Origin of the sequence: Bradyrhizobium huanghuaihaiense, from assembly GCF_007830635.1 — a bacterium.
In the GTDB taxonomy this organism is placed as follows: domain Bacteria; phylum Pseudomonadota; class Alphaproteobacteria; order Rhizobiales; family Xanthobacteraceae; genus Bradyrhizobium; species Bradyrhizobium huanghuaihaiense.
On record NZ_VLLA01000040.1, the window covers coordinates 25,393 to 47,028 of the forward strand.

At 62.2% G+C, this 21,636-nt stretch carries 20 protein-coding genes; 14 read left to right on the top strand and 6 right to left on the bottom strand.

The window, feature by feature from the left end; all coding sequences use genetic code 11:
- Positions 1-201: 201 nt before the first annotated feature.
- The gene (locus IQ16_RS40560) at positions 202-621 is read right to left on the bottom strand and encodes a L,D-transpeptidase (RefSeq protein WP_018646733.1); all 420 of its coding nucleotides are present in this window, start codon (positions 619-621) and stop codon (positions 202-204) included.
- A 170-nt stretch (positions 622-791) separates the two neighbouring features.
- On the opposite strand from IQ16_RS40560, the gene mepA reads away from it, so the two are divergent.
- The 5 genes from mepA to modC all read left to right on the top strand — a co-directional run bounded on the left by mepA (position 792) and on the right by modC (position 5,166).
- Positions 792-1,736: a penicillin-insensitive murein endopeptidase gene (gene mepA / locus IQ16_RS40565; protein ID WP_018646732.1), complete on the top strand. Its 945-nt coding sequence runs from the start codon at positions 792-794 to the stop codon at positions 1,734-1,736.
- Between the two features lie 584 nt (positions 1,737-2,320).
- Complete coding sequence (locus IQ16_RS40575; RefSeq protein WP_018646731.1) at positions 2,321-2,824, top strand: hypothetical protein; 504 nt, start codon at positions 2,321-2,323, stop codon at positions 2,822-2,824.
- A gap of 170 nt (positions 2,825-2,994) precedes the next feature.
- Entirely contained in the window at positions 2,995-3,780 is a 786-nt protein-coding gene (modA, locus tag IQ16_RS40580) for a molybdate ABC transporter substrate-binding protein (protein WP_018646730.1), read from the top strand.
- 25 nt (positions 3,781-3,805) lie between these two features.
- Entirely contained in the window at positions 3,806-4,501 is a 696-nt protein-coding gene (gene modB / locus IQ16_RS40585) for a molybdate ABC transporter permease subunit (protein ID WP_018646729.1), read from the top strand.
- 2 nt (positions 4,502-4,503) lie between these two features.
- Positions 4,504-5,166 (top strand): molybdenum ABC transporter ATP-binding protein, encoded by a 663-nt coding sequence (gene modC, locus IQ16_RS40590; RefSeq protein WP_018646728.1) that lies wholly within the window; start codon positions 4,504-4,506, stop codon positions 5,164-5,166.
- A gap of 189 nt (positions 5,167-5,355) precedes the next feature.
- Here the strand turns inward: modC and IQ16_RS40595 are convergent, their stop codons facing one another.
- Positions 5,356-5,616 (bottom strand): PepSY domain-containing protein, encoded by a 261-nt coding sequence (locus tag IQ16_RS40595; RefSeq protein WP_018646727.1) that lies wholly within the window; start codon positions 5,614-5,616, stop codon positions 5,356-5,358.
- Between the two features lie 287 nt (positions 5,617-5,903).
- On the bottom strand, positions 5,904-7,697 hold the full coding sequence (locus IQ16_RS40600) for a potassium/proton antiporter (RefSeq protein WP_018646726.1): 1,794 nt from the start codon (positions 7,695-7,697) through the stop codon (positions 5,904-5,906).
- Between the two features lie 207 nt (positions 7,698-7,904).
- Between IQ16_RS40600 and IQ16_RS40605 the strand changes: the two genes are divergently transcribed.
- The 6 genes from IQ16_RS40605 (at position 7,905) to IQ16_RS40630 (ending at position 14,920) form a co-directional block, all read left to right on the top strand.
- The gene (locus IQ16_RS40605; RefSeq protein WP_018646725.1) at positions 7,905-9,221 is read left to right on the top strand and encodes a mechanosensitive ion channel family protein; all 1,317 of its coding nucleotides are present in this window, start codon (positions 7,905-7,907) and stop codon (positions 9,219-9,221) included.
- Positions 9,222-9,406: 185 nt separating this feature from the next.
- A complete protein-coding gene (gene map / locus IQ16_RS40610; RefSeq protein WP_018646724.1) occupies positions 9,407-10,225 on the top strand; it encodes a type I methionyl aminopeptidase in 819 nt (272 codons plus the stop codon).
- Positions 10,226-10,314: 89 nt separating this feature from the next.
- On the top strand, positions 10,315-10,926 hold the full coding sequence (locus tag IQ16_RS40615) for a JAB domain-containing protein (RefSeq protein ID WP_018646723.1): 612 nt from the start codon (positions 10,315-10,317) through the stop codon (positions 10,924-10,926).
- Positions 10,927-11,083: 157 nt separating this feature from the next.
- Entirely contained in the window at positions 11,084-12,325 is a 1,242-nt protein-coding gene (locus IQ16_RS40620) for a tyrosine-type recombinase/integrase (RefSeq protein ID WP_011090895.1), read from the top strand.
- Positions 12,322-13,665 (top strand): PDDEXK nuclease domain-containing protein, encoded by a 1,344-nt coding sequence (locus tag IQ16_RS40625; RefSeq protein ID WP_014498593.1) that lies wholly within the window; start codon positions 12,322-12,324, stop codon positions 13,663-13,665. Before IQ16_RS40620 ends, IQ16_RS40625 begins: the two co-directional genes overlap by 4 nt.
- 58 nt (positions 13,666-13,723) lie before the next feature.
- Positions 13,724-14,920, top strand: coding sequence for a hypothetical protein (locus IQ16_RS40630; RefSeq protein WP_225163673.1), 1,197 nt, complete (start codon positions 13,724-13,726; stop codon positions 14,918-14,920).
- Between the two features lie 90 nt (positions 14,921-15,010).
- Here IQ16_RS40630 and IQ16_RS40635 read toward each other — a convergent pair whose 3' ends face one another.
- From IQ16_RS40635 to IQ16_RS40645, 3 genes are all read right to left on the bottom strand, one after another.
- Positions 15,011-17,500, bottom strand: a complete 2,490-nt coding sequence (locus IQ16_RS40635) for an AAA family ATPase (RefSeq protein WP_011090898.1) — start codon at positions 17,498-17,500, stop codon at positions 15,011-15,013.
- Positions 17,497-17,721, bottom strand: a complete 225-nt coding sequence (locus IQ16_RS40640) for a hypothetical protein (protein ID WP_014498594.1) — start codon at positions 17,719-17,721, stop codon at positions 17,497-17,499. The genes IQ16_RS40635 and IQ16_RS40640 overlap by 4 nt, the downstream gene beginning before the upstream one ends.
- Before the next feature lie 89 nt (positions 17,722-17,810).
- Positions 17,811-18,587: a helix-turn-helix domain-containing protein gene (locus IQ16_RS40645; RefSeq protein WP_014498595.1), complete on the bottom strand. Its 777-nt coding sequence runs from the start codon at positions 18,585-18,587 to the stop codon at positions 17,811-17,813.
- A gap of 186 nt (positions 18,588-18,773) precedes the next feature.
- Between IQ16_RS40645 and IQ16_RS46125 the strand changes: the two genes are divergently transcribed.
- From IQ16_RS46125 to IQ16_RS40660, 3 genes are all read left to right on the top strand, one after another.
- Positions 18,774-19,328, top strand: coding sequence for a hypothetical protein (locus tag IQ16_RS46125; protein ID WP_014498596.1), 555 nt, complete (start codon positions 18,774-18,776; stop codon positions 19,326-19,328).
- 118 nt (positions 19,329-19,446) lie between these two features.
- Positions 19,447-21,234 (top strand): ATP-binding protein, encoded by a 1,788-nt coding sequence (locus tag IQ16_RS40655; RefSeq protein ID WP_014498597.1) that lies wholly within the window; start codon positions 19,447-19,449, stop codon positions 21,232-21,234.
- A 40-nt stretch (positions 21,235-21,274) separates the two neighbouring features.
- The coding region (locus IQ16_RS40660; RefSeq protein WP_145832166.1) for a helix-turn-helix domain-containing protein at positions 21,275-21,636 on the top strand (362 nt) is incomplete at its 3' end.

Sequence of the window (21,636 nt, forward strand, 5' to 3'; positions counted from 1 at the left end):
CCATTCCGCCGTCGCGATCAGATGGCGCGCTGGCGCAAAATTACGCGCGCGCTTGAATCATTTCCGAAATCACGGCCGATTGCATGCGGACCGCGGCGTTCCCTCACTCCGCGCACGAATTTTGGTCAATGCAGGATACGGTTATCGCGCCGTTAAAAATGCGGCCGGGCGACGCAAAAAATTGCAATGCTCAACGATTCCCTAGTTGGAGATACGGATCGTCGTGTTGCGCGCGCCCTCGCGCTGGACCAGCGCGAACAGGGCTGCCGCATGCGAGGGATGCAGGCGGATGCAGCCATGCGAGGCCGGTCCGCCCAGGCGCGAAAGGTCGGTGGTGCCGTGGATGGCGAAGCCGTGATGGAAGAAGATCGCGTGCGGCATCGGCGAATTGTAGTATTTGCGCGAGAAATAGCGCCGCATCATCGCCTGCGGATGGAAGGTGCCGCTCGGCGTGCCGTAGCCGCGGCGGCCGGTCGACACCGGCCAGGAGTAGCGCGGCGCGCCGTCGACGCGCACCGACATGCGCTGCGATGATTTGTCGATGTCGACCCTGAGATCGGCCTGCGCCGGGGTCGCAAGGAGCGGGGTCAGTACAATGGCGGCCATTGCAAAAGCGGCCATGGCGGCCCGCCTCGCGAGCCGCGCCAAAACAAATGCCATGATAAAAGGCCCTTTGCCTCGCGGGCATGATGTCGCCAGCGGCTGGCGGCTGTAAAGACGGCGTGAGATCGCGCCCTCGCGACAAGCCTAATTCTTAACCCTGACGCGGCGTTGGGTTATAACGACCGGGCATGAGTCCCCGCCGCATTACCCCTCTCCTGCTTGTCATGACGCTCCTGGCCGCCGGCGGCGCGCTGGCCCAGGACAAGGGCAGCGTCAACCCGAAGCCGCTGCCGCCACTGGCCAATCCGAACGATCCGCATCTCGGCGCCAAGGAACTGTTCGCGCGAAAACTGCTGCCCTCGAAGGGGCCGGCGCATGTCATCGGCTCCTACACCAAGGGCTGCATCGGCGGCGCCGCGCAGATGCCGCTCAATGGCGACAATTGGCAGGTGATGCGGCTGTCGCGTAACCGCAATTTCGGCCATCCCGACATGATCGCGCTGATCAAGCGCCTTGCGGCCAGGGCCCACAAGGACGCGGGATGGCCGGGCATCCTGGTCGGCGACATCGCCCAGCCGCGCGGCGGGCCGGCGCTGTCGGGTCATGCCAGCCACCAGATCGGCCTCGACGCCGACATCTGGCTGACGCCGATGCCGGACCGCCGCCTCTCGCGTGAGGAGCGCGAGGAGATGTCGGCGGTGATGATGGTGCGCCAGGACCGGCTCGACATCGACCCGAAGGTGTTCACGCCTGCCCATGTGCTGGTGCTGCGCGACGCGGCGCAGGAGCCGGCGGTGCAGCGCATCTTCGTCAATGCCGCGATCAAGAAGGCGCTGTGCCGCGAGGCCAAGGGCGACCGCTCATGGCTGTCGAAGATCCGCCCCTGGTGGGGCCACGACTATCACTTCCACATCCGCATGCGCTGCCCGGCGGGCGCCGGCGACTGCGAGGGCCAGCCGTCGCAGTCCGAGGACGAAGGCTGCAAGGACGCCGATCTCGGCTACTGGTTCTCGGACGCCGTGCTGCACCCCAAGCCGCCGCCGGAGCCGCCGAAGCCCAAACCGCCGATGACGCTGGCGCAGATGCCGGCGGCCTGCAAGGCCGTGCTGCATGCGGGCGATGCGAAGCCGTAGGGTGCGCTGCAGCCTACCAACCGGTGTCGTCCCGGGGCGCGAAGCGAGCCCGGGACCCATAACCACAGGGAGTGGTTGTGGCGCGAGATGGCAACTCCGAATCCCCGTAACCACACCCGCCTGTGGCTATGGGTCCCGGATCGGCGCTCCGCTCCGCTGCGCTTGTCCGGGATGACGAGGGGAGATTGACGCTGCCACGTCACACCACCGCTGTCGTCCCGGACAAGCGCGCCCAAAGCGCGCGCCGATCCGGGACCCATAGCCACAGGGAGAAATTGTTGCGCGAAGCAGATCACTCCGAATCCCCGTAATCACACCCGCCTGTGGCTATGGGTCCCGGATCGGCGCTCCGCTCTGGACAACGCTACGCGTAGTCCAGAGCTACGCTTGTCCGGGACGACAGCGGTGATTGGGGCGCGCTTGTCCGGAATGACGAACGAGTTAATTGGTTCGCACCACGCGAATGCGCTAACATGCCTCGTCGCCCAGCCGTAAGCCCGCGGCATCCCGGGATGCGCATCCCGTCTTTCAACAAGCCTGACCGCACGCCTCGCCTCCGCGTGTGGCCAACGATGGGATTCCACATGCGCGTCCTCACTATCCTTGCTGCGCTCGCGCTCAGCACGACCTCCGCCCTCGCCGCCGAGGAGCCGAGCGGCTGCGACAAGTTCAAATGGCCGATCGAGCGCGAGCGCGCCGCGCTCACGGCGCCGGATCGGGCAAAACTCGCCTCGGGCGCCGAGCAGGCGGCCCTGCCCGCGTCAGCCATCACGCTGGGGCTGGTCGCCCCGAGTGACGCGAAACTGCCCTCGCCGCCGGAGCGGGCGCCGAAGGACGGCACCTTTGCCGGCTTCACCAGCATCAAGGCGCCGAAAGCGGGGCTCTATACGATCAGCCTGTCTTCGGGCGCCTGGGTCGACGTGGTCCAGGACGGCCATTTCCTCAAGCCCGTGGCTTTCAGCGGCGCGACCGATTGCGACGGCATCCGCAAGACCATGAAGTACGAGCTGTCGGCGCAGCCGCTTGTCCTCCAGGTCAGCGGCGCCAAGGACAATGCGCTCTCGATCGCGATCCTGCCGGCGCAGTAGGTCCTTTGACCTGCGGCCTCAGCCTGCTATGTTTGCACTGCGATATCCCCGCCGGCCGTAAGCCGTCGCAAGGGACCGTGGAACAGCGCTTCCGCCCGTCGCATACCTGACCCAACCAACGCCAGATTTGCGCGTGTTGCCTGCGCGCGAGCTCGCACGGAGCGCTATCCATGTTTCGTATCACCGGACTTTTCACCGCCTTCGTCATCCTCGCGAGCGCGACCCTCTCGCCCGCCGCGGCGGAGGACAAGACCATCACCGTGTTCGCCGCAGCGTCGATGAAGAACGCGCTGGACGAGATCGATGCCGCCTACACCGCCAAGACCGGTGTCAAGTTCAGCGTCAGCTATGCCGCAAGCTCGGTGCTGGCCAAGCAGATCGAGCAGGGCGCCCCCGCCGACGTGTTCGTCTCCGCCGACACCGACTGGATGGACTACGCGGTCTCCAAGAAGACGATCAACGAGCCGACACGCGTCAACCTGCTCGGCAACAGCATCGTGCTGATCGCGCCGAAGGATTCCAAGATCGACAACGTCACCATCGCGCAAGGCTTTGACCTCGCAAAACTCGCCGGCGACGGCAAGATCGCGACCGGCGACGTCAAGTCCGTGCCGGTCGGCAAATACGCCAAGGCGGCGCTGGAGAAGCTGGGCGCCTGGCCGGCCGCCGAGCCGAAATTCGCGATGGCCGAGAGCGTGCGCGCCGCGCTGACGCTGGTCGCCCGCGGCGAGGCCAATCTCGGCATCGTCTATTCCACCGACGCCAAGGTCGAGCCCGGTGTCAAGATCGTCGGCACCTTCCCGGCCGATTCGCACCCCGCGATCATCTATCCGGTCGCCGCGACAACGACTGCGAAGGGCGAGACCAACGACTATCTCGCCTTCCTGCGCTCGACCGCCGCCAAGACCATTCTGGAAAAATACGGCTTCAAATTTCTGATCAGTCCGACAACCTGATTTTGCGAGCTGATATTACGACTTGATGTTCGAGATCTCTCCCGCCGAATGGACGGCGATCCTGCTCTCGCTCAGGGTCGCCGTCATCGCTACGCTGGTCGCGACGCCGTTCGGCATCGCGCTGGCATGGCTGCTCGCGCGACGTGACTTCTGGGGCAAGTCGGTGCTCGACGCCGTCGTGCATCTGCCGCTGGTGCTGCCGCCTGTCGTCACCGGCTATCTGCTGCTGCTCACCTTCGGCCGCCGCGGCCTCGTTGGCGGATTTTTGGCCGACTATCTCGGCATCGTTTTCGCATTCCGCTGGACCGGTGCGGCACTCGCCTGCGGCGTGATGGCGTTTCCGCTGCTGGTGCGGCCGATGCGGCTGTCGATCGAGGCGATCGACCGCCGGCTCGAGCAGGCGGCGGAAACGCTCGGCGCCGCACCCTGGAAGGTGTTCTTCACGGTGACGCTGCCGCTGGCTCTGCCCGGCGTGCTCGCCGGCATGGTGCTGGGCTTTGCGAAAGCGATCGGCGAGTTCGGCGCCACCATCACCTTCGTCTCCAACATTCCCGGCGAGACCCAGACGATCTCCTCCGCGATCTATTCGCTGATCCAGACGCCCGACGGCGATGCAGCCGCGGGCCGGCTCGTGATCGTCTCGATCGTGATCGCGATCGGCGCGCTGATCGCGGCCGAATGGTTCGCCCGCCGCGCCACGCTGCGCCTGCACGGGAATTGACCATGCTGCGGGTCGACATCGAAAAACAGCTCGGCGAGTTCTCGCTTCACGCGTCCTTCACCGGCGAGGGCCGCGTCATCGGCCTGTTCGGCGCCTCGGGCGCCGGCAAGAGCTCGCTGGTCAACATGATCGCCGGGCTGTTGCGGCCCGACCGCGGCACCATCGTGATCGACGGCGAGACCGTGGACGATACCGCGGCCGGCATTCACGTGCCCACTTACCGCCGCCGCATCGGCTATGTGTTCCAGGATGCGCGGCTGTTTCCGCATCTGAGCGTCGCTCAGAACCTCGACTACGGCAGGCGGATGAACGGACTTGCGCCCGATCCTGCGCAACACAAGCGCATCATCGACCTGCTCGACATCGGCGCGCTGCAGGACCGCCGTCCCGGAAAGCTGTCCGGCGGCGAGCGCCAGCGCGTCGCGCTCGGCCGCGCGCTGCTGTCGAAACCGCGCCTCCTGCTGCTCGACGAGCCGCTCGGCGCGCTCGACGAGGGCCGCAAGCTCGAGATCCTGCCCTATCTGGTGCGGCTGCGCGACGAGGCCAACGTGCCGATGGTCTATGTCAGCCACGACGCCGCCGAGCTGCGCCAGCTCGCGACCCAGATCGTGATGCTGAAGCAGGGCCGCGTGACGTCGTTCGGCGGGGTCAAGGTGCTGACGTGAGGCACGCTGCCGCAACACTCTCCGCCGTCGTCCCGGCGAACGCCGGGACCCATACCGCGTGATCTATCGAAGAAGTGCGGTTTAAGTACCGGCGAAGAAAGATCACTGTCAGTCTTCGCCAAACATCTCCCTGTGGTTATGGGTCCCGGCTTTCGCCGGGACGACATTGCGGTTTCCGCCGCTTCGGCTTTACCAGCCGCGATCGACGTTGCGGACCTCGCCGGTCCGCGCATCGACATCGACCTCCATCCAGCGCCCGGTGCGATCACGGCCTTCGATCTGCCATTCATCGCCGAGGAAGTTCGTGTGCGAGACCGTGGCGACACCAAGATCGCTGGCAACGTCGAGCGCGACCTGCATCGAGATCTGGTCGCCGGTGTCATAGGCCATCGCCGGCGCAGCCGATCCGAGACCGATCGCGACGACGGCAGGCAAGATGATGCTTCGCATGGAACTGCTCCTGTCAAAGACGCTGTCACGCGAAGAACGAGCGGCGCCGCAGAGCGTTCCGGATCCAGAGGTCACGAAGCCGCGCAAATCTTCGGCGGTTGCGGCGATTTGGTGGCGGTTGTCTGGCGAACGGTGCCGACATCTACAGAGTGACGCGCGGTTAACTCTCGTGCCCCGGACGCGACGCAGCACGAAGTGATGCGTTGCAGAGCCGGGGCCCACAGCCATGGGTCCCGGCTCTGCGGAGCAGCGTTTCACGCTGCACCGCGTCCGGGACACGAGACCGTCTACACCCCCGCCACCGACGTCCACAAATCCGCAAACTTCTTCCGCAGCGCCTGCCGGCGCGTCAGCGGCGGCGGCGTCTCGTCTTCTTCCGGCAGGCGGAGGCCAACGACATTGACGCGGCCGCCGGAGATGCTGCGTGCGACGAGGACGATCTCGTCCAGCGCGAGCTCGGCGCCCTCCTTCGGCGCGCGGTCGAGGTGGACGTCGAAATAATCGGCCAGTGTCAGCTTGCCTTCGTCCTCGCTCACCTTGACGCCGTAGATCCCGGCAAGCTCGGCCAGCGTGTGCTCGCCTGACACCATGAAGTCGCCCAGCAGATGCGGATCGGGCGCCGAGCTCGGCTGCATGTCGACGAAGAAGCGGTCGAGCGACTCGGCCTTTTCCGGCGGCGCCAGCAGGTAGATGTAGTCGCCGGGTGCGATCGGATCGGCTTCAATGGGCGTCAGGATGTTCTGGTTGCGGATCACCAGCGTCGGCTTGGACCAGGACGGGATCAGGCCGCGGCGGAAATACAGGCTCTTGGGGCGCACCGGATAGCCGACCAGCTGCTGCTCGAGCTGGCCGGGCAGATCGAGCTCGACGCGGCGCGGGCCGCGCTCGGCGCGCGGCAGCGCGACGTGCAGCTTGCGCGCGGCGGGCGCCAGCGTCCAGCCTTGCAGCAGCAGCGAGATGATGACGACGACGAAGGCGACGTCGAAATAGAGATAGGCCTGGGACAAGCCGACCAGCATCGGGATGGAGGCCAGGAAGATCGCGACCGCACCTCGCAGGCCGGTCCAGGCGATGAAGATCTTTTCGCGCCAGTTGAAACGGAACGGCGCCAGGCACACGAACACCGCGAGCGGCCGCGCCACCAGCATCAGGATCAGCGCGACGGCGACCGCCGGCAGCACGCTGGCCCCTAGCCGGCTCGGCGAGACCAGGAGGCCGAGCAGCACGAACATCACGATCTGCGCCAGCCAGGTCGCCGCATCCAGGAAGGTCACCACCGAATTGTGCGCCCGCGTCGGCCGGTTGCCGATGATGATGCCGGCGAGATAGACCGCAAGGAAGCCCGAGGCGTGCATGATCTGCGAGCCGCCGAAGATCACCAGCGCTGCGGTGGTGACGAACGGCGCGTGCAGGCCCTGCGGCAACGCGACCTTGTTGAGCGCGATGACGACGAGGCGCCCGCCGAAGAAGCCGACGACGGCGCCCAGCACCGCCTCCTGCAAGAACTCCATCAGCACGTGACCCGCCGTGCCCGTTCCCAGCGAGATGTACTCGACCAGCATCAGGGTGAGGAAGATCGCGAAGGGATCGTTGGTGCCGGACTCCGCCTCCAGCGTCGCGCCGACGCGCGGACGCAGGCGCAGGCCCTGGGTGTGCACCAGCAGGAACACCGCGGCGGCGTCGGTCGAGGCCACGACGGCGCCGACCAGCAGCGATTCCGTCCAGTTGAGATCGAGCGCGTATTTGGCGAACGGTGCAGTGACCAGCGCGGTCAGAAGCACACCGACGGTGGCGAGCACGAGGGACGGGGCGAGCACGGTGCGGATGCTGGCAAAGCGCGTCTTCAGGCCGCCGTCGAACAGGATCAGGGCCAGCGCCACCGAACCGACCAGATAGGTCGTGCCGACGTCGTTGAACTGGATCTGCCCGGGCCCGGAATCTCCCGCGAGCATGCCGATGGCAAGGAACACGAGCAGCAAAGGCGCGCCGAACCGCAGCGCAAGCAGGCTCGACAGGATACCGGCCATGACGAGGACGGCGCCGAGCAATATGGTGAGGCTGAAGGAGTCGAGGGAGGCCATCCACCTTCCGGGTAAAAATCGCAGGATTTTCATCCTTATCGTCGGCATTCCCCCGCGCCAACCCATTTTCGCTGCTCGCGGCAATCTGCCCGTATTTTGCGGCCTTAACGCGCTTCACTTCACGGTGTATCGATGGCCGGGCCGCACCCCTTGTGGGATTCTGCGGCGCCCTCGAATCAATTCCTCCCCCGCTTCCCGACGAGACCGATGGACATGGACCTCAAAGACTTCATGGAGTTCGTGCAGACGACCGCACGCAGCGTCGGGGCGGAGATTTCCTCACCCTGGTTCTACCTGCAATTTGGTCTCATTCTCGCGGCAGCCGGCATCGCCTATGCCGCGGAAGCCGGCATTCGCAATCGCGTCGACATGACATCGCTGGCGATGGGCTGGCCGCTGCCGCTCCGGCACTTCTCGCGGGTGATGATGTCGAGCGCCTCGACGGCGGTGTTCACCCTGCTCGTGATCATCTCGCGCGTGGTGATGTACCACGCGACCTGGCCGAGCCGCTCCTATCTCCTGATGGTCGCCGCCAAGATGGGGCTGGCCTGGCTGGTGATCCGGCTGGTGACCTCGGTGCTGCGCAACGCCTTCATCGTCAAGCTGGTGTCGATCACGGCCTGGTTCGTCGCGGCGCTGTCGATCATCGGCCAGCTCGACACGACCATCGAGCTGCTCGACTCCTTCGCGATCGTGCTCGGCGGCCTCAGGCTGACGCCGCTGCTGGTGATCAAGGCCGGCGCGCTGCTGCTGATCGCGCTGTGGGCCACCAACATCGCCAGCAATTTCGCCGAGAGCCGGATCAATTCGACCACCGATCTGACGCCGTCGGTGCAGGTGCTGCTGGTCAAGATCATCCGCATCGGGCTGCTTGCCGTCGCGATCGTCATTGCGCTCGGCGCCGTCGGCATCGATCTCTCCGCGCTCGCGGTGTTCTCCGGCGCGGTCGGCGTCGGCATCGGTATCGGCCTGCAGAAGATCGTGGCCAATTTCATCTCAGGCATCATCCTGCTCGCCGACAAATCGGTGAAGCCCGGCGACCTCGTCACCATCGGCGACAACACCGGGCGGATCAGCGCGATGAAGACGCGCTATATTTCCGTGGCCGCCGGCGACGGACGCGAATTCCTGGTGCCGAACGAGGACCTGGTGACGCAGAAGGTCGTCAACTGGACCTATACCGACAAGAACACGCTGGTGAAGATCGCCTTCGGCACCAATTACGACGCCGACCCGCGCCTGGTCACCAAGCTCGCCGCCGAGACCGCTGCCGCCCATCCCCGCGCCACCAAGGGCAAGGCGCCGAACAGCATTTTGACCGAGTTCGCGGAAGCCGGGATGAAGTTCTCGCTGACCTTCTGGATCGCGGACCCCGACGGCATGGACAACGTCAAGAGCGACGTGATGCTGGCGCTGTGGGACGCCTTCAAGCGCGAGGGTATCCGGGTTCCCTACCCCGTCCGCGAAATCCGCGTCCGCGGCGGCGCCCTGCCGGTGGAAACCACCGTAGAAGTCCCGAATTAGGCCCGCTTTCGGGCGCAAGGGCCGGTAAGATTCTTGTTTTGACGCGTTTTCTTCACGCGAACCGGTAGCCACTTCGCTCGAAAACGCTCTGCCTTGGCTTGCACGAAGGCGGGCAATCATTAAATTGGGGCCTGAAATCAAGCCTTTCCATCGACATCGAGATCAGCCCGGAAGACCGCCCAAGCATGAGCTACGTCGAAGCCACCGAGACCTCCCTGCGTAAGACCGGACAGATCAAGCTGCATGGGCCCGCCGCCTTTGCCGGCATGCGCAAGGCCGGCGCGCTGGTGGCCAAGTGCCTCGACGCGCTCACCGACATCGTCGGGCCGGGCGTGCCGACCTCGAAGATCGACGAATTCGTCCGCGACTTCGCCTTCAGCCGTGGCGCCTATCCGGCGACGCTGATGTATCGCGGCTATCGCTACTCGACCTGCACCTCGCTCAACCACGTGGTCTGCCACGGCATGCCCGGCGACCGTCCGCTGAAGGAAGGCGACATCGTCAACATCGACGTCACCTTCATCGTCGACGGCTGGTATGGCGATTCCAGCCGGATGTATGCGGTCGGCCCGATCGCGCGCAAGGCCGAGCGGCTGATCGAGGTGACGTATGAAGCGATGATGCGCGGCATCGCCGCGGTGAAACCCGGCGCCACCACAGGCGACATCGGCCATGCCATCCAGAGCTTCGTCGAGCCGCAGGGCATGAGCGTGGTGCGCGATTTCTGCGGCCATGGCCTGGGGCGCATGTTCCACGACGAGCCGAACATCATCCATATCGGCCGGCCCGGCGAAGGCGTGCAGCTCAAGCCCGGCATGTTCTTCACCATCGAGCCGATGATCAATCTCGGCAAGCCGCATGTAAAAATCCTCTCCGACGGCTGGACCGCGGTCACCCGCGACCGTTCGCTGTCGGCCCAGTTCGAGCACTCCGTCGGCGTCACCGCGACGGGCGTCGAGATCTTCACGCTGTCCGAGCGGCACGGCGAGAAGCAGATCGGGTGAGCCTCTAAGGGGGCCGACCCGCGCGAACCGGATTTGCCGCCGCAATTGACGGTTGCAAAAACAGAGTTCCGCGGCAATGCTGGCGGTCGATGCCCGCCAAGCCAGACCACGACAAGAGCAAGCCGGAGGATGCGCCGCACTATCACGGCCATCGCGAGCGGCTGCGCGAGCGGTTCTACAGCGCGGGCGCGGACGCGCTCAGCGACTACGAGCTCTTGGAGATGGCGCTGTTTCCGGCGCTGCCGCGGCGCGACACCAAGCCGCTGGCGAAGGCGCTGATCAAGACCTTCGGCTCGTTCGCCGAGGTCGTGCATGCGCCGGTGGTGCGCCTGCGCGAGATCGACGGCATCGGCGAAGCCGCCATCAACCAGCTCAAGCTGATCGCCGCCGCCGCGCACCGCGTCGCCAAGGGCGAGGTCAACAGCCGCAATGCGCTGTCGTCCTGGAACGAGGTGATCGACTATTGCCGCACCAGCATGGCGTTCGCCGACAAGGAGCAATTCCGCCTGCTCTTCCTCGACAAGCGCAACCAGCTGATCGCCGACGAGGTGCAGCAGACCGGCACCGTCGACCACACCCCGGTCTATCCGCGCGAGGTGATCAAGCGCGCGCTGGAATTGTCGGCGACCGCGCTGATCCTGGTGCACAACCACCCCACTACCCACCCTATGATCACGTTGGATCACGTTCAATACCGATGAATCATCAACGATATATCCGATTTTTTCTTCATTGCACACAGGGGGCGGCTATGGCAAATTGGGAGCGGTAAGAGGGGTTGAAAGCGGCTTTCCGATCCCAGCAAACGATCCCCGTTTCTCCTCGACCGATCCCAGTTGCGGCACAGGAGGAAACGCCATGCCAAGCCTGACCGACACCGCGATCCGACATGCGTTGAAGCGGGTGGAGCTAAGTCAGAAACAGGAAAATCTCGCCGACGGTGAAGGGCGCGGCACCGGCCGCCTCGTGCTTGTCCTCAAGCCCATGCCGAAGCGCGTCACCGCCGACTGGATGGCGCAGCAATGGCGCGATGGGAAGCGGACCAAGAAGAAGCTCGGGGCTTATCCCTCCATATCGCTCGCCCAGGCACGCGAAATATTCAAACGCGACTTCGCCGACGTCATCCAGAAGGGTCGCAGCATCAAGATCGCTACCGACACGCGCCCCGGCACCGTCGCTGATCTGTTCGAAGGCTATGTCGCCGCGCTCAAGGATGCGAGCAAGCCGTCCTGGAAGGAAACGGAAAAAGGCCTTAACAAGATCGCCGACACGCTCGGACGCAACCGCCTCGCTCGCGAGATCGAGGCCGAGGAAATCATCGAGCTGATCCGCCCGATCTACGAGCGCGGTGCCAAATCAATGGCCGACCATGTGCGCTCCTATCTCCATGCCGCCTTTAGCTGGGGCATGAAGTCTGACAACGACTATCGGCAGCAGTCTTCCAGACGCTTTCGACTCCCTTTCAATCCGGCAACCGGCATTCCTACCGAGCCTAAGATCCAGGGCACGCGCTGGCTTGACGAAGACGAGTTTGTGCAACTCTATCGCTGGCTGGAGAGCCCCGACACGCCGGTCCACCCCTCCTATCCCCGCGCGGTGCAACTCATCATGCTGACAGGGCAGCGCGTCGAGGAGATCGCGCGGTTTCATGTCAATCAATGGGACGCCAGTGAGCGAATCATCGACTGGTCGAAGACCAAGAACCTCCAGCCGCACGCTGTCCCAGTGCCATTGCTTGCCGCCGAGCTGATCGAAAAGATCAAGCCGAACGAGTATGGCTGGTTCTTCCCCTCCGCCAAGGACCCCTCGAAGCCTGTCAGCCACGGCACTCTTTATAGCTTTGTTTGGCGGCAGCGAGATCGCGGCGTGATTCCATATGCGACAAACCGCGATCTCCGGCGCACGTTCAAGACGCTCGCCGGCAAGGCAGGCGTGTCGAAGGAAATCCGCGATCGCCTCCAGAACCACGCGCTACAGGATGTCAGCTCCAAGCACTACGACCGCTGGCACTATATGATCGAGAAACGCGCTGGCATGGCGAAATGGGACAAATTCGTGCGCGCCATGCTGGCGAAGAAGCGACTGAAAGAGGCCGCATGAGCTCGCGGCCGCGAAAGCCCCCTCGCCGCAGCGATGCGCTCGGTTCCGCTGGCGAAGTGGACGCGCAAAGCTACACGGCGTTCGTCGGGGATCTGAAGCAGAAGATCGCGGCGGCACGCCACCGAGCCAGCTTGTCGATCAACCGCGAGCTAGTGACGCTCTACTGGACGATCGGGCGCGACATCCTGGAACGGCAGGAGCGCGAAGGTTGGGGTGCCCGGGTGGTCGACCGTCTGGCTGGCGATCTTCGCCTGGCTTTCCCGGAAATGACCGGTTTATCGCCCCGGAATCTGAAATACATGCGCTCGTTCGCCGAGGCCTGGCCCAACGGCGAATTTGTGCAACAGGTTGTTGCACTATTGCCATGGGGGCATAACGTCCGTTTGCTCGACGCCGTCAAAACGCAGGAAGAGCGCACCTGGTACGCGCGGCAGGCAATTGAACACGGCTGGAGTCGTAACGTTCTTGTCCATCAGATCGAAAGCAAGCTTTTTGCCCGGCAAGGAAGCGCCCTCACCAATTTCTCGCGAACCCTGCCCGCAGAGCAGTCCGAGCTTGCCCAACAAATCCTCAAAGACCCCTACACGTTCGACTTCCTCTCGCTTGGCCCAGACATGCTGGAGCGCGACCTCGAGCGTGGTTTGGTCGAGCATCTGCGTTCACTCATCCTCGAGCTCGGCAAGGGCTTCGCATTCGTCGGCAGCCAATATCACCTCGAAGTCGGCGGGCAGGATTACTACTTGGACCTTCTTTTCTATCATCTGCGTCTTCGCTGCTTCGTGGTGATCGAGCTGAAGATCGAAGACTTCAAACCCGAATTTGCGGGAAAGATGAACTTTTACCTCTCGGCCGTGGACGAGCAATTGCGCCATCCCGACGACAAACCGACCATCGGCATCATCTTGTGCAAAGGGCGCAACGAGGTGATCGTGGAATACGCGTTGCGAGACTCCAGCAAACCGATGGGGGTCGCCCAGTATCAGCTCTCGGCTGCGTTGCCGCCACAACTCGAGGATGCCCTCCCGACGGCCGCGGAGTTCGCGCGAGAATTTCCACTGATGTCCGTGGTCAAGCTACGCATCGAAATCGAGCGCGCGGTACGCGATCTCGCGGACAAGCGAGGCGTCGCTTTCGACCGGCCGACCGGCATCATGAAAATGCTCCGTGATCTGCATCGAAATGGATCGGTGCCAAGTAGCACAGAGCAGATGCTCGACGCCCTCCACACCATGAACGAAGCTACGCATGGCATGGATGTGGACCCGGAGACCGCTGAACGCGCCGTCGAAATCGGCACGATCTTCCTTGGGGAACTCCAGAAACTGAATACAGACGAGTAAGGTGCTTTTCGCGGCAAATCCGACACCGACAAAACCCCAGAAAGCACAGGACAATCTCGTGGAAGACAGCTGGCCGACGTGGCTCAAAATTATGGAGAACGGCGCCGTCGGAGAAGCGCGTACGCGTTCTTTTCTCATCGACCGGTTCTGGGTTCTCGAGCGGAGCGTAGATACCGACGGGGCCGATTTTCTCATACAGCGACGCACCACCACGCAGCGATTTACCGATAGAGTCCCGCCGCGCGTCGGAGTGATACAGGCAAAATATTTTCAGGATCGCCGCACAACGCACTACATTCCCAAAAGCTACGTGGTTGACGACAAAGGAATGCCGCTCGAAGGCTTCTTCGCGCTTCTTCACGTCGGCCGGGAGGACGACGGCGAGATGTACCTGCTGTCGGCCCGGCAAATCGTCAACACGCTATCCATCAGCAGCACCCATTCACCGGAAAGCTACGTCGTCGGCACGACTGCGCTCCAAGGCACTTTTAGAATTAATGCCCGTAAGCTCGCACTCGATCAGATCGAGCATAGCTTGAAGAGCCAGACCTACTACCAGTCGGCCGCCTTCCTGGACAAGCTCAACATTCCCTATCGGCGCTTCAGCGAAGACGACATCGACTTTCCTTGGACACTTCCGCTTCCGAACCCCGTCGGTGAAATCCCGAAGATGTTTGTTGAGCAAAAAGAGGAGCTCAGAAAGATCGTTTTCGACATGGAGGAGGTGTTGGGAGCCATCGACGCGGTCCTTACAGAAAAAGACCCGCGTCGAGCGCTCGAGCTGATGGACGCGCTGCGTTACCATGTCGATGGTTACGGCAAGATCACCTTCGGCGGCCGGGGAGACTTCAACTGGGGCGATTTTCCAGACGCCCTCGACACCCACGACCGCTGGCGCCAAGGCCTCCAGACAGACGGACTGCTAGAGCCTTACATCGCAATGGGCGATAAACTGCAAGTGGCTCTTGTATCCCATACAGCCGCTCATCCGCTAACCGATAAGGGCAGCTTCCTCCAGGCGATCATTGAATATGATCGGGATACGCTCAACGTCATTGAGCTGTCGGTCAAATCGGGCACGGCCGCCGAGAGGGAACCGGAAATCAAGACCCCCGGGCATGTCCGCATGGCAAGCTCGCTCGGCGAGTGGGTCCCACGCAAAATCAAACCGATGGACTACACGATCGAGAACGTCTGGTGGAATGTCATGCGCTACGTCATCGAAGAGCGCTATCCCGACCCACACTTCGACTAGCTTGCGGCAACTCCCTGCACGCGCAACGCCAGGGCCTTCGGCCCTGTTGTTGCTTGATCGCGAGATTGTCGCGTAGCCTCCGTGAGTCGCTTAACGGCGATCTAACCGGCGATAGTATCGCTTCTGTCCGTTACTCGGATCAACGTAGGTAAAGCAGTCCGCGAGACTATCAATGCTCTGCAACACCCCCAGCAAGGCGTAGGCGTTGAAAGGCGTCCCCGCGCCGGTCTCGTAGTGGCTGACGAAATTCCCAACGATCGATGGCACATGATGGTTTTGGAGATCGGCGATCTGCTGAGGCGTCAGCACACACCGATTGGCCGCATGATAAAGCTTCACGGCCTCGCCGATTGCGTCGATGTAGGTCGAAAGCGTCCGCTTGTCACCACGGGTGGCATAGTCCGGTGGAACAGGGATCTCCAACTTGGCGATAATCTGTCCCAGCTTGTATTCGAGATATTGCCGCAGGATCGGCGCACCAATATCGATCTGGCCAGCATTCAGGTGCTGCAACGCCTGCGCCTTGAGACGATCCGCCTCCTGGGCCGATACCATGAGCCGCCCCTTTGGAGGCATGCCTTGGAGCTTCTGGTGATGCCAATCCGCAGTGCCATTGAGCTTGTCGAAGTACTTCTCCAGGCTGGTGTCATGGCTCAGGAAAATGAACTGCAGCCCGTCCGGCACAGCGCCATAGCGTAGCAACGTCCGCACGGCGTCCATCAACGCGAACTGGTGACCAGCGTCAAAGCTCGATGTCACGTCGTCGAGCACCATGAAGCGCGGAACACCGCTGTGCTTGGTCGCGGCCGCGAAGAAAATCGCAGCCGCCACAGCGTTCCGATAGCTTTCCGAGAGTAGAGCCCGGGCACTGAGGTCCTGTAGGCCGAAGAAGTCCGCGAGCTTTAGATCAACGTTTTCGCTGTTCTGCGCGCGGCTCAGGGTCGGCTTCACATCGGGACCGCCTCGCACGAACCGGCCGAACAGATCCTGACAAGCGGTCTGAATCTCGCCAATCCGCTCGTTGGCCAGTTCGGCTTCGGCATCAGCAAAGCTTTGGCCGGCGCGCGTGATGAATGTCTTCCAGCGATTCAGAACCTTGAGCTTGTCCTGTTTCACCTTGAGCACCGGCTCGCCGCTCTCGTATTCCAGCACGGCATCGCGGAACTGCTTTGCGAAGCTGAGGATGCGGGTTACCTGCACCAATGAGGGAGGCAAGCGCGCCTGCAACGCGTCGGCCTCACCTCGCACCCGAGCAAGAGTTTCGCCACGCTGCGTTTCAAGAACCCCGAGGCGCGCCTTGATGATCTCCAGGTCGGAGGTCGCCAAATCCCCCTTCTTGGCGGCCAAATCGAACGCTACGTGCAAGCGATCACCCGTCGCGATCGCCATGGCCGGCGCCTCTTCAAGCTTGCGTAGCTTCGCGATCCCAGGCGCTGTGGCGACATCGTTGATGAGTTCGGCCCCGAGCTGAGCGGCTACATCGTATTTAGCGATCTTGCCTTCCAGCCGCGGCTTTAGAGCATCACTACCTTTCGCCTCGCAAACTGGGCATTGATTCGGGTCGTGCCAATCGGAGCCGGACACCACAGCCAGCGCATCGCGCAAAAGGGCGTGCAATGCTTCCGCGCCGACGCTGCGCACGGCCTCGTCTCTTCTTCCGGCCAACTCGAGCAGCCGATCAACGTCGGCCAATTCCTCTACCGTGACCTCAAGCCCCGCCAGCGACGTGGCGGAGGTCGTTAGCGTGTCCAGCGTCTTTCGCGCTTCGCCGCCTTCCTGTTTCTCGATCGCCAACTCTGCCGCTTCGAAATCGAGATCCATTACCGAGGCCTCGCCGATCAATGGCTTGAGCAAGGCGATGGCGGATAAGGCGGCGGTTACCGCCGCCTTCAGATCGGAGAGTTTATCGACGGCGGCGCTTCCCGCTCCGGCGACCTCGTCATGCGCCGCAATGACACGCCGCTCGATCGCACTCAACGCGCGCGCGCCTGTGGTCACCTCGGCATCAAGCGCGGAGAGGCCCAGATCACTGTTGACGTTCTGCGTTCGCTTGGCGCCGTCCAGAGCCTGACGTAGCCGGGAGTATCGGCTCAGTCCCACGAGCGATGCGAAAGAACGTCCCCGCTCCAAGGCGGAGATATCGATGAGCTTTGCGAACCGATTATAGTCGACGAGGACGAAATCCTCCTGCAGGCTCGCGAGGAACTGCTGCGGGTCGGCATGACCGCTCGGCGAAGTCACTAGGCGCGCACCGTTGGCAGCCCGCACCACCTTGATCGCCACATCTGGCGAGGCGTCATCGCTGGCGAATATCAGATCAACCGTCGCTTGCTGCCCGGGATGGAAGCGATTCACGATATAGCTGTCGCCCTGCTCGGCTTCCTGGAGCGCCTTCAGGCGCGGGACAATGCCGTGGATCGCGAAGCAAACGGCTTCGAATATGGAGCTTTTACCGACGCCGTTCGGCGCATGCACCGAGTTGACGGCGTCAGATTTGAACTTGAGGACGAGCGGGTCACCGTCATTATTGATCCCACGAAAACCCTCGATGGACAGGCTGCCCAGGAAATACCGCGTCATGCCTTGTCCTCGCCCAGAGGGATGGACATGCCATCAAGCGCATCCAGTACCGCCTTATGAAACTCGCCGATTGTTGCCCGGCTTGGCGCGGTGTCACCTCCCGAATCCAGCAGATGCAAATTGTCGAAGAGGATCTTCGCGCATTCGGGATCGATCTGTACAGCCTCGGCCCTAAACAAAGCGAGATTGTCCTCGAAAGTATTTTCCAGCTTAAACTTCATACGCTCCCCCGACTTCCGCCCAATGCACTTCTATTTGATTTCAGTGCGCGCGTGCAATTCTGCGACGATCAAGCGATTGCGTCTCATCATCAGGCTGTCTCTGTTTCGTTGTCGCTCTTGCGAAGCTTCCGCCATGCCGGAAGGATGAACGGCTGCCCATGATCGATCGGCACGCGCATGGTGGTCTCGCCATATTCACCCGGCGGCCCTAGTGCTACGACCTGACGGCTTTGATAGGAGAACGGCTCGTCCGGCGGTGCGACCGTGTAGCGCTCCGGCAATCGCCTCAGAACCGAGGTTCGATAAATCCAGATGTCGTTGCCCTTGAGAAGGACGATGAGCTGTCGCAGGCGCCGGCGAACCGCGATCTCCGTCGCGGGGGGAATGTCGACGAGAATATCTCGCTGCGACCAGGACAAGCCAACGAGGATATCGAAAAGCTCCTGCGCATAGGCTCCAGTTTCCTCATCGAGCGTTGTCTCGATAATGCAGGCCACGTCGTGCGAGCGGGCCGCCTCCGTATAGAGCGCGCCCTCGTCCGCTGTCGCACTGGCGATGTCATAGTCGTTGCGGGGGATGAGCCGGTCCTCATCTTCCATCAGCGCGGAAAGGACTTCCGGCGCACTTACGGTCGGCGTCATTTCCGAAAGCTCGGAGCCAAGGATAATGCGTTCACGATGAACTTGCAGCGCTTTTGCCAACCGTTCAGCCGTTGTCACTGCAATTGGCGCATTCTCATTCTCGATCATACGAAGCATGCGAATGCTGACACCGATTTCACTCGCCATTTCCTTTTGGGTCGACAGCCTTTCAAGCTGCTCCCTCAGGGCTTTCACCGCCTTCCCGTTCGGCACGACCTTCCTCATCTCAACCTCATCCCGTGTATTCGATGACTCAAAATTTACATGAGGGAGCCTGGCAGCGTGAGGCAGCCGACCGGAATCGGAGCGGCACACTGGCGGCAAACCAGCAAACTGGGCAATTCAACGTGCAGTACCCTTGACTAGGCATTTATGACCGGCCATTTATGACCGGTCAAGGAGACCTTTATCATGCTTCGTTACAATCCGGAGAAATTCGCCTCGCTCTCGGAGTCCGACATCGGTCAGCGGATTTGGTCGTTTCTTACGAAGCCCGCCACTATCGCTCGCTTGGAGACGGCCTCGGAGCTCGGAAAGCCTGCCGTCGAGGGCATCGAGGAGCAGCTTCTGGAGGAGTTTCGCGAAGATGTTCTGGTTGACCGCGTCAAGCAGATGGTCGGCCACATGGTCAGGCAGATATTGGAACAGCGCGATTGGGTTCTCGACCAAAGCGACGTGAAGGTTCAGTCGGTGCCCTTCAGCAAGGCGGCACGTTACAGGCGGCCCGATTGGATCACCTTCCATGCCTTCCGCAATACCAAAGACCCGCGCGACGTCGTCATCACCGACCGTCGGCAGAACGCGCCTCTGCCGAAAGACGCTCGCTGGACCTTCTACGCAACCTTTGCCAGCCCCTTGAAGGCGGCGGTTGCGTTCGGCGTCAATGACACCCCCAAACTTCGCCGACAAGTGCAGACCCACGGTTTTCACCGTGTCCACATCCCGCGAATGCTGCGACGCGCCTAATCCAGGAGAAATTGAAGGCATGATGCAGTTCAACGACAGGTGCGACAGAGCGGATACCCATCGCCGAACGCGAGCGGCCATCGCACGCTTTTATTGAGCCATAACGAGACCGCCAGATATGGAAACGTTCAACCTTGATCCCCGTCAACTTGCCCGGATCGAAGCCGTTCATCGCGGGTTCCTCTATCAGCACCTCTATGCCGCCGCGTGTCTGTTTGATGCTGCCCGGGCCGGTGTGACCCATGTCATCGTCGAGAATGATGAAGACGTCGAACTCGTCCAGCCTGACAGACGAATCTACCTACAAGTCAAAACTCGGGCATCTAACCTTATTCTAAGCGACATTGATGGCGCACTCTCAAGGTTCGCGGCTATTAGACAGGAGCACGAGGAAGGTCGACGGAGCGGTTCATGCCAGTTCGTCATAGTATCGAATAGTGCGCCTGGGCCGGAATTTGCCAAGCTTATCACAGGTAAAGAATGGCCGTCCGACACCAGGCTCCATTGGCCGCAATCACCGGCGGTAGACGAAGCCCTTCCCTTGCCGTGGAGGACCATCGCGGATGGTTTCGAGGCGTGCCGAGCGGCTGCCGAAACGCTTCCTTTTTCCGTATTGGCTCCAGAAACCCTCGTCTGGAAAATCGCTGGCCGGATGATGGCAGCAGCGGGTGGGATTGAGCCAAGCTCCAATCACACGTTCACGGTTGAGGAATTACCGGCACTCTTCGAGCAGCTTGTTGTCCAACTCCAAGATTTTCCTGCTCCGCCGCTTCGATATCGTCCGCAGGAACATGAACCAAATCTGGCAAATGGCCAACGCGTGCGGCTCGTCGTCGGCCTCTCCGGTGCAGGAAAGACGTCCTGGGTTTCTCAGACAGCTCTGCATACTTCTGACCGTCTGGCATATTACGATATTGCCGAGATATCCGGCCCTGCGCTGGCCAATGCCGTCGCACGCGAACTTGCAGCTCGCATCTTCGGATCGCGTGGCGGCAAGCTAGGCGAGATCTTGTTACCGGGCGCAAGCGGCACCGAAATCCTGTTTGCGATCGGTCGCCACCTAGCCGAGGACAAACTCACCGCGACTGTGGTGTTGGATAACGCGCATCGCATTGCAGCCGCGGATTTGGTTTCGCTGGTCGGGGCCTCCGATCAGCTGCAGTTTGTGCTTCTCGCCCAGCCCAGCGCAACGATCGCCCGAATCGAGGCAACGCTTGGCGTGAAGGCGGAGTTGCTTCTCGGCTGGTCCAATGAGACGGCCGCGGCCGAGGGAGCGTCGCTCGGATGCCGTGGGGATTTCTCAGACTATGAGCGCTTGTTGAAAATCACTGGTGGGCTGCCGCTCTACGTCCAGAATGCGCTGAAAATTGCGGCTGAAAGCTACGAGGGGGTGGTCACCCGAGTCTGCGCGGCGCTTGAGGACCGCACCCATATTGTCGAGACTGCGCAAGAACTTATTCTGTCAGATGTCTTCGACAGATTTAACGACCCTGAGCGCCGCGCTGTCGCGGCGCTCAGTCTCAGCGACGTCCCACTGACTCAATCCGAAGCCAGTGTCGTATTGAAGCGCGCCTTCGACCTCGAGCCGGAGATCGCGGCCACGGCATTCAGGCGATTGCGAACAAGCGGTACAATCCAGATTTTCGGTGTCGATCGTTTCAAGATTCACGATGCGATGAGACCGCTCGGCCGCACCTACCTGAGTGACGCCGGGGGTGAGCATCTGCAAAATGCACGCGAGGCCATTCGCGACCTCCTTATAAAGGCACTACCCAACGATCACGACCGTCAAAGAGTTTTTCTTCTCCTGAGGATGTTTGTCGCTCTTGGGAACGTGAAGCCTCTCGTTGAGATGGCCACCGACGAGATATTTCACGAACTAGTCATCTGGAACGGAAGTTCGTGACATTAGTTGATCGCTCGGATCTCTAGAGAGGAGAGCGCTCGTGGCGAATGCAGGTGTGAAAGGCCGGCCGATCGCGCCGTTGGTGCTGAGTTCGCAGGAGCGGGCGTACTTGGAGAGGCAAGTTCGTCGTCATCGTGTAGCCCGATCGCTATCTGAGCGATGCCGCGCGATCCTGCGGTGTGCAGATGGTCTGCCAAGCAAGTCTGTGGCTGCCGAACTTGGCATCCATGAACACACCGTCGGCAAGTGGCGCCGCCGATTCTTGAAGGATCGTTGTGATGGCCTGCTTGACGAAGCCCGCCCGGGCCGCCCTCGAACCATCGACGATGATCAGGTTGCCGAGGTAATCGAGCGGACATTGCGTACGACGCCGCCCGACGCAACGCACTGGTCGATCCGCTC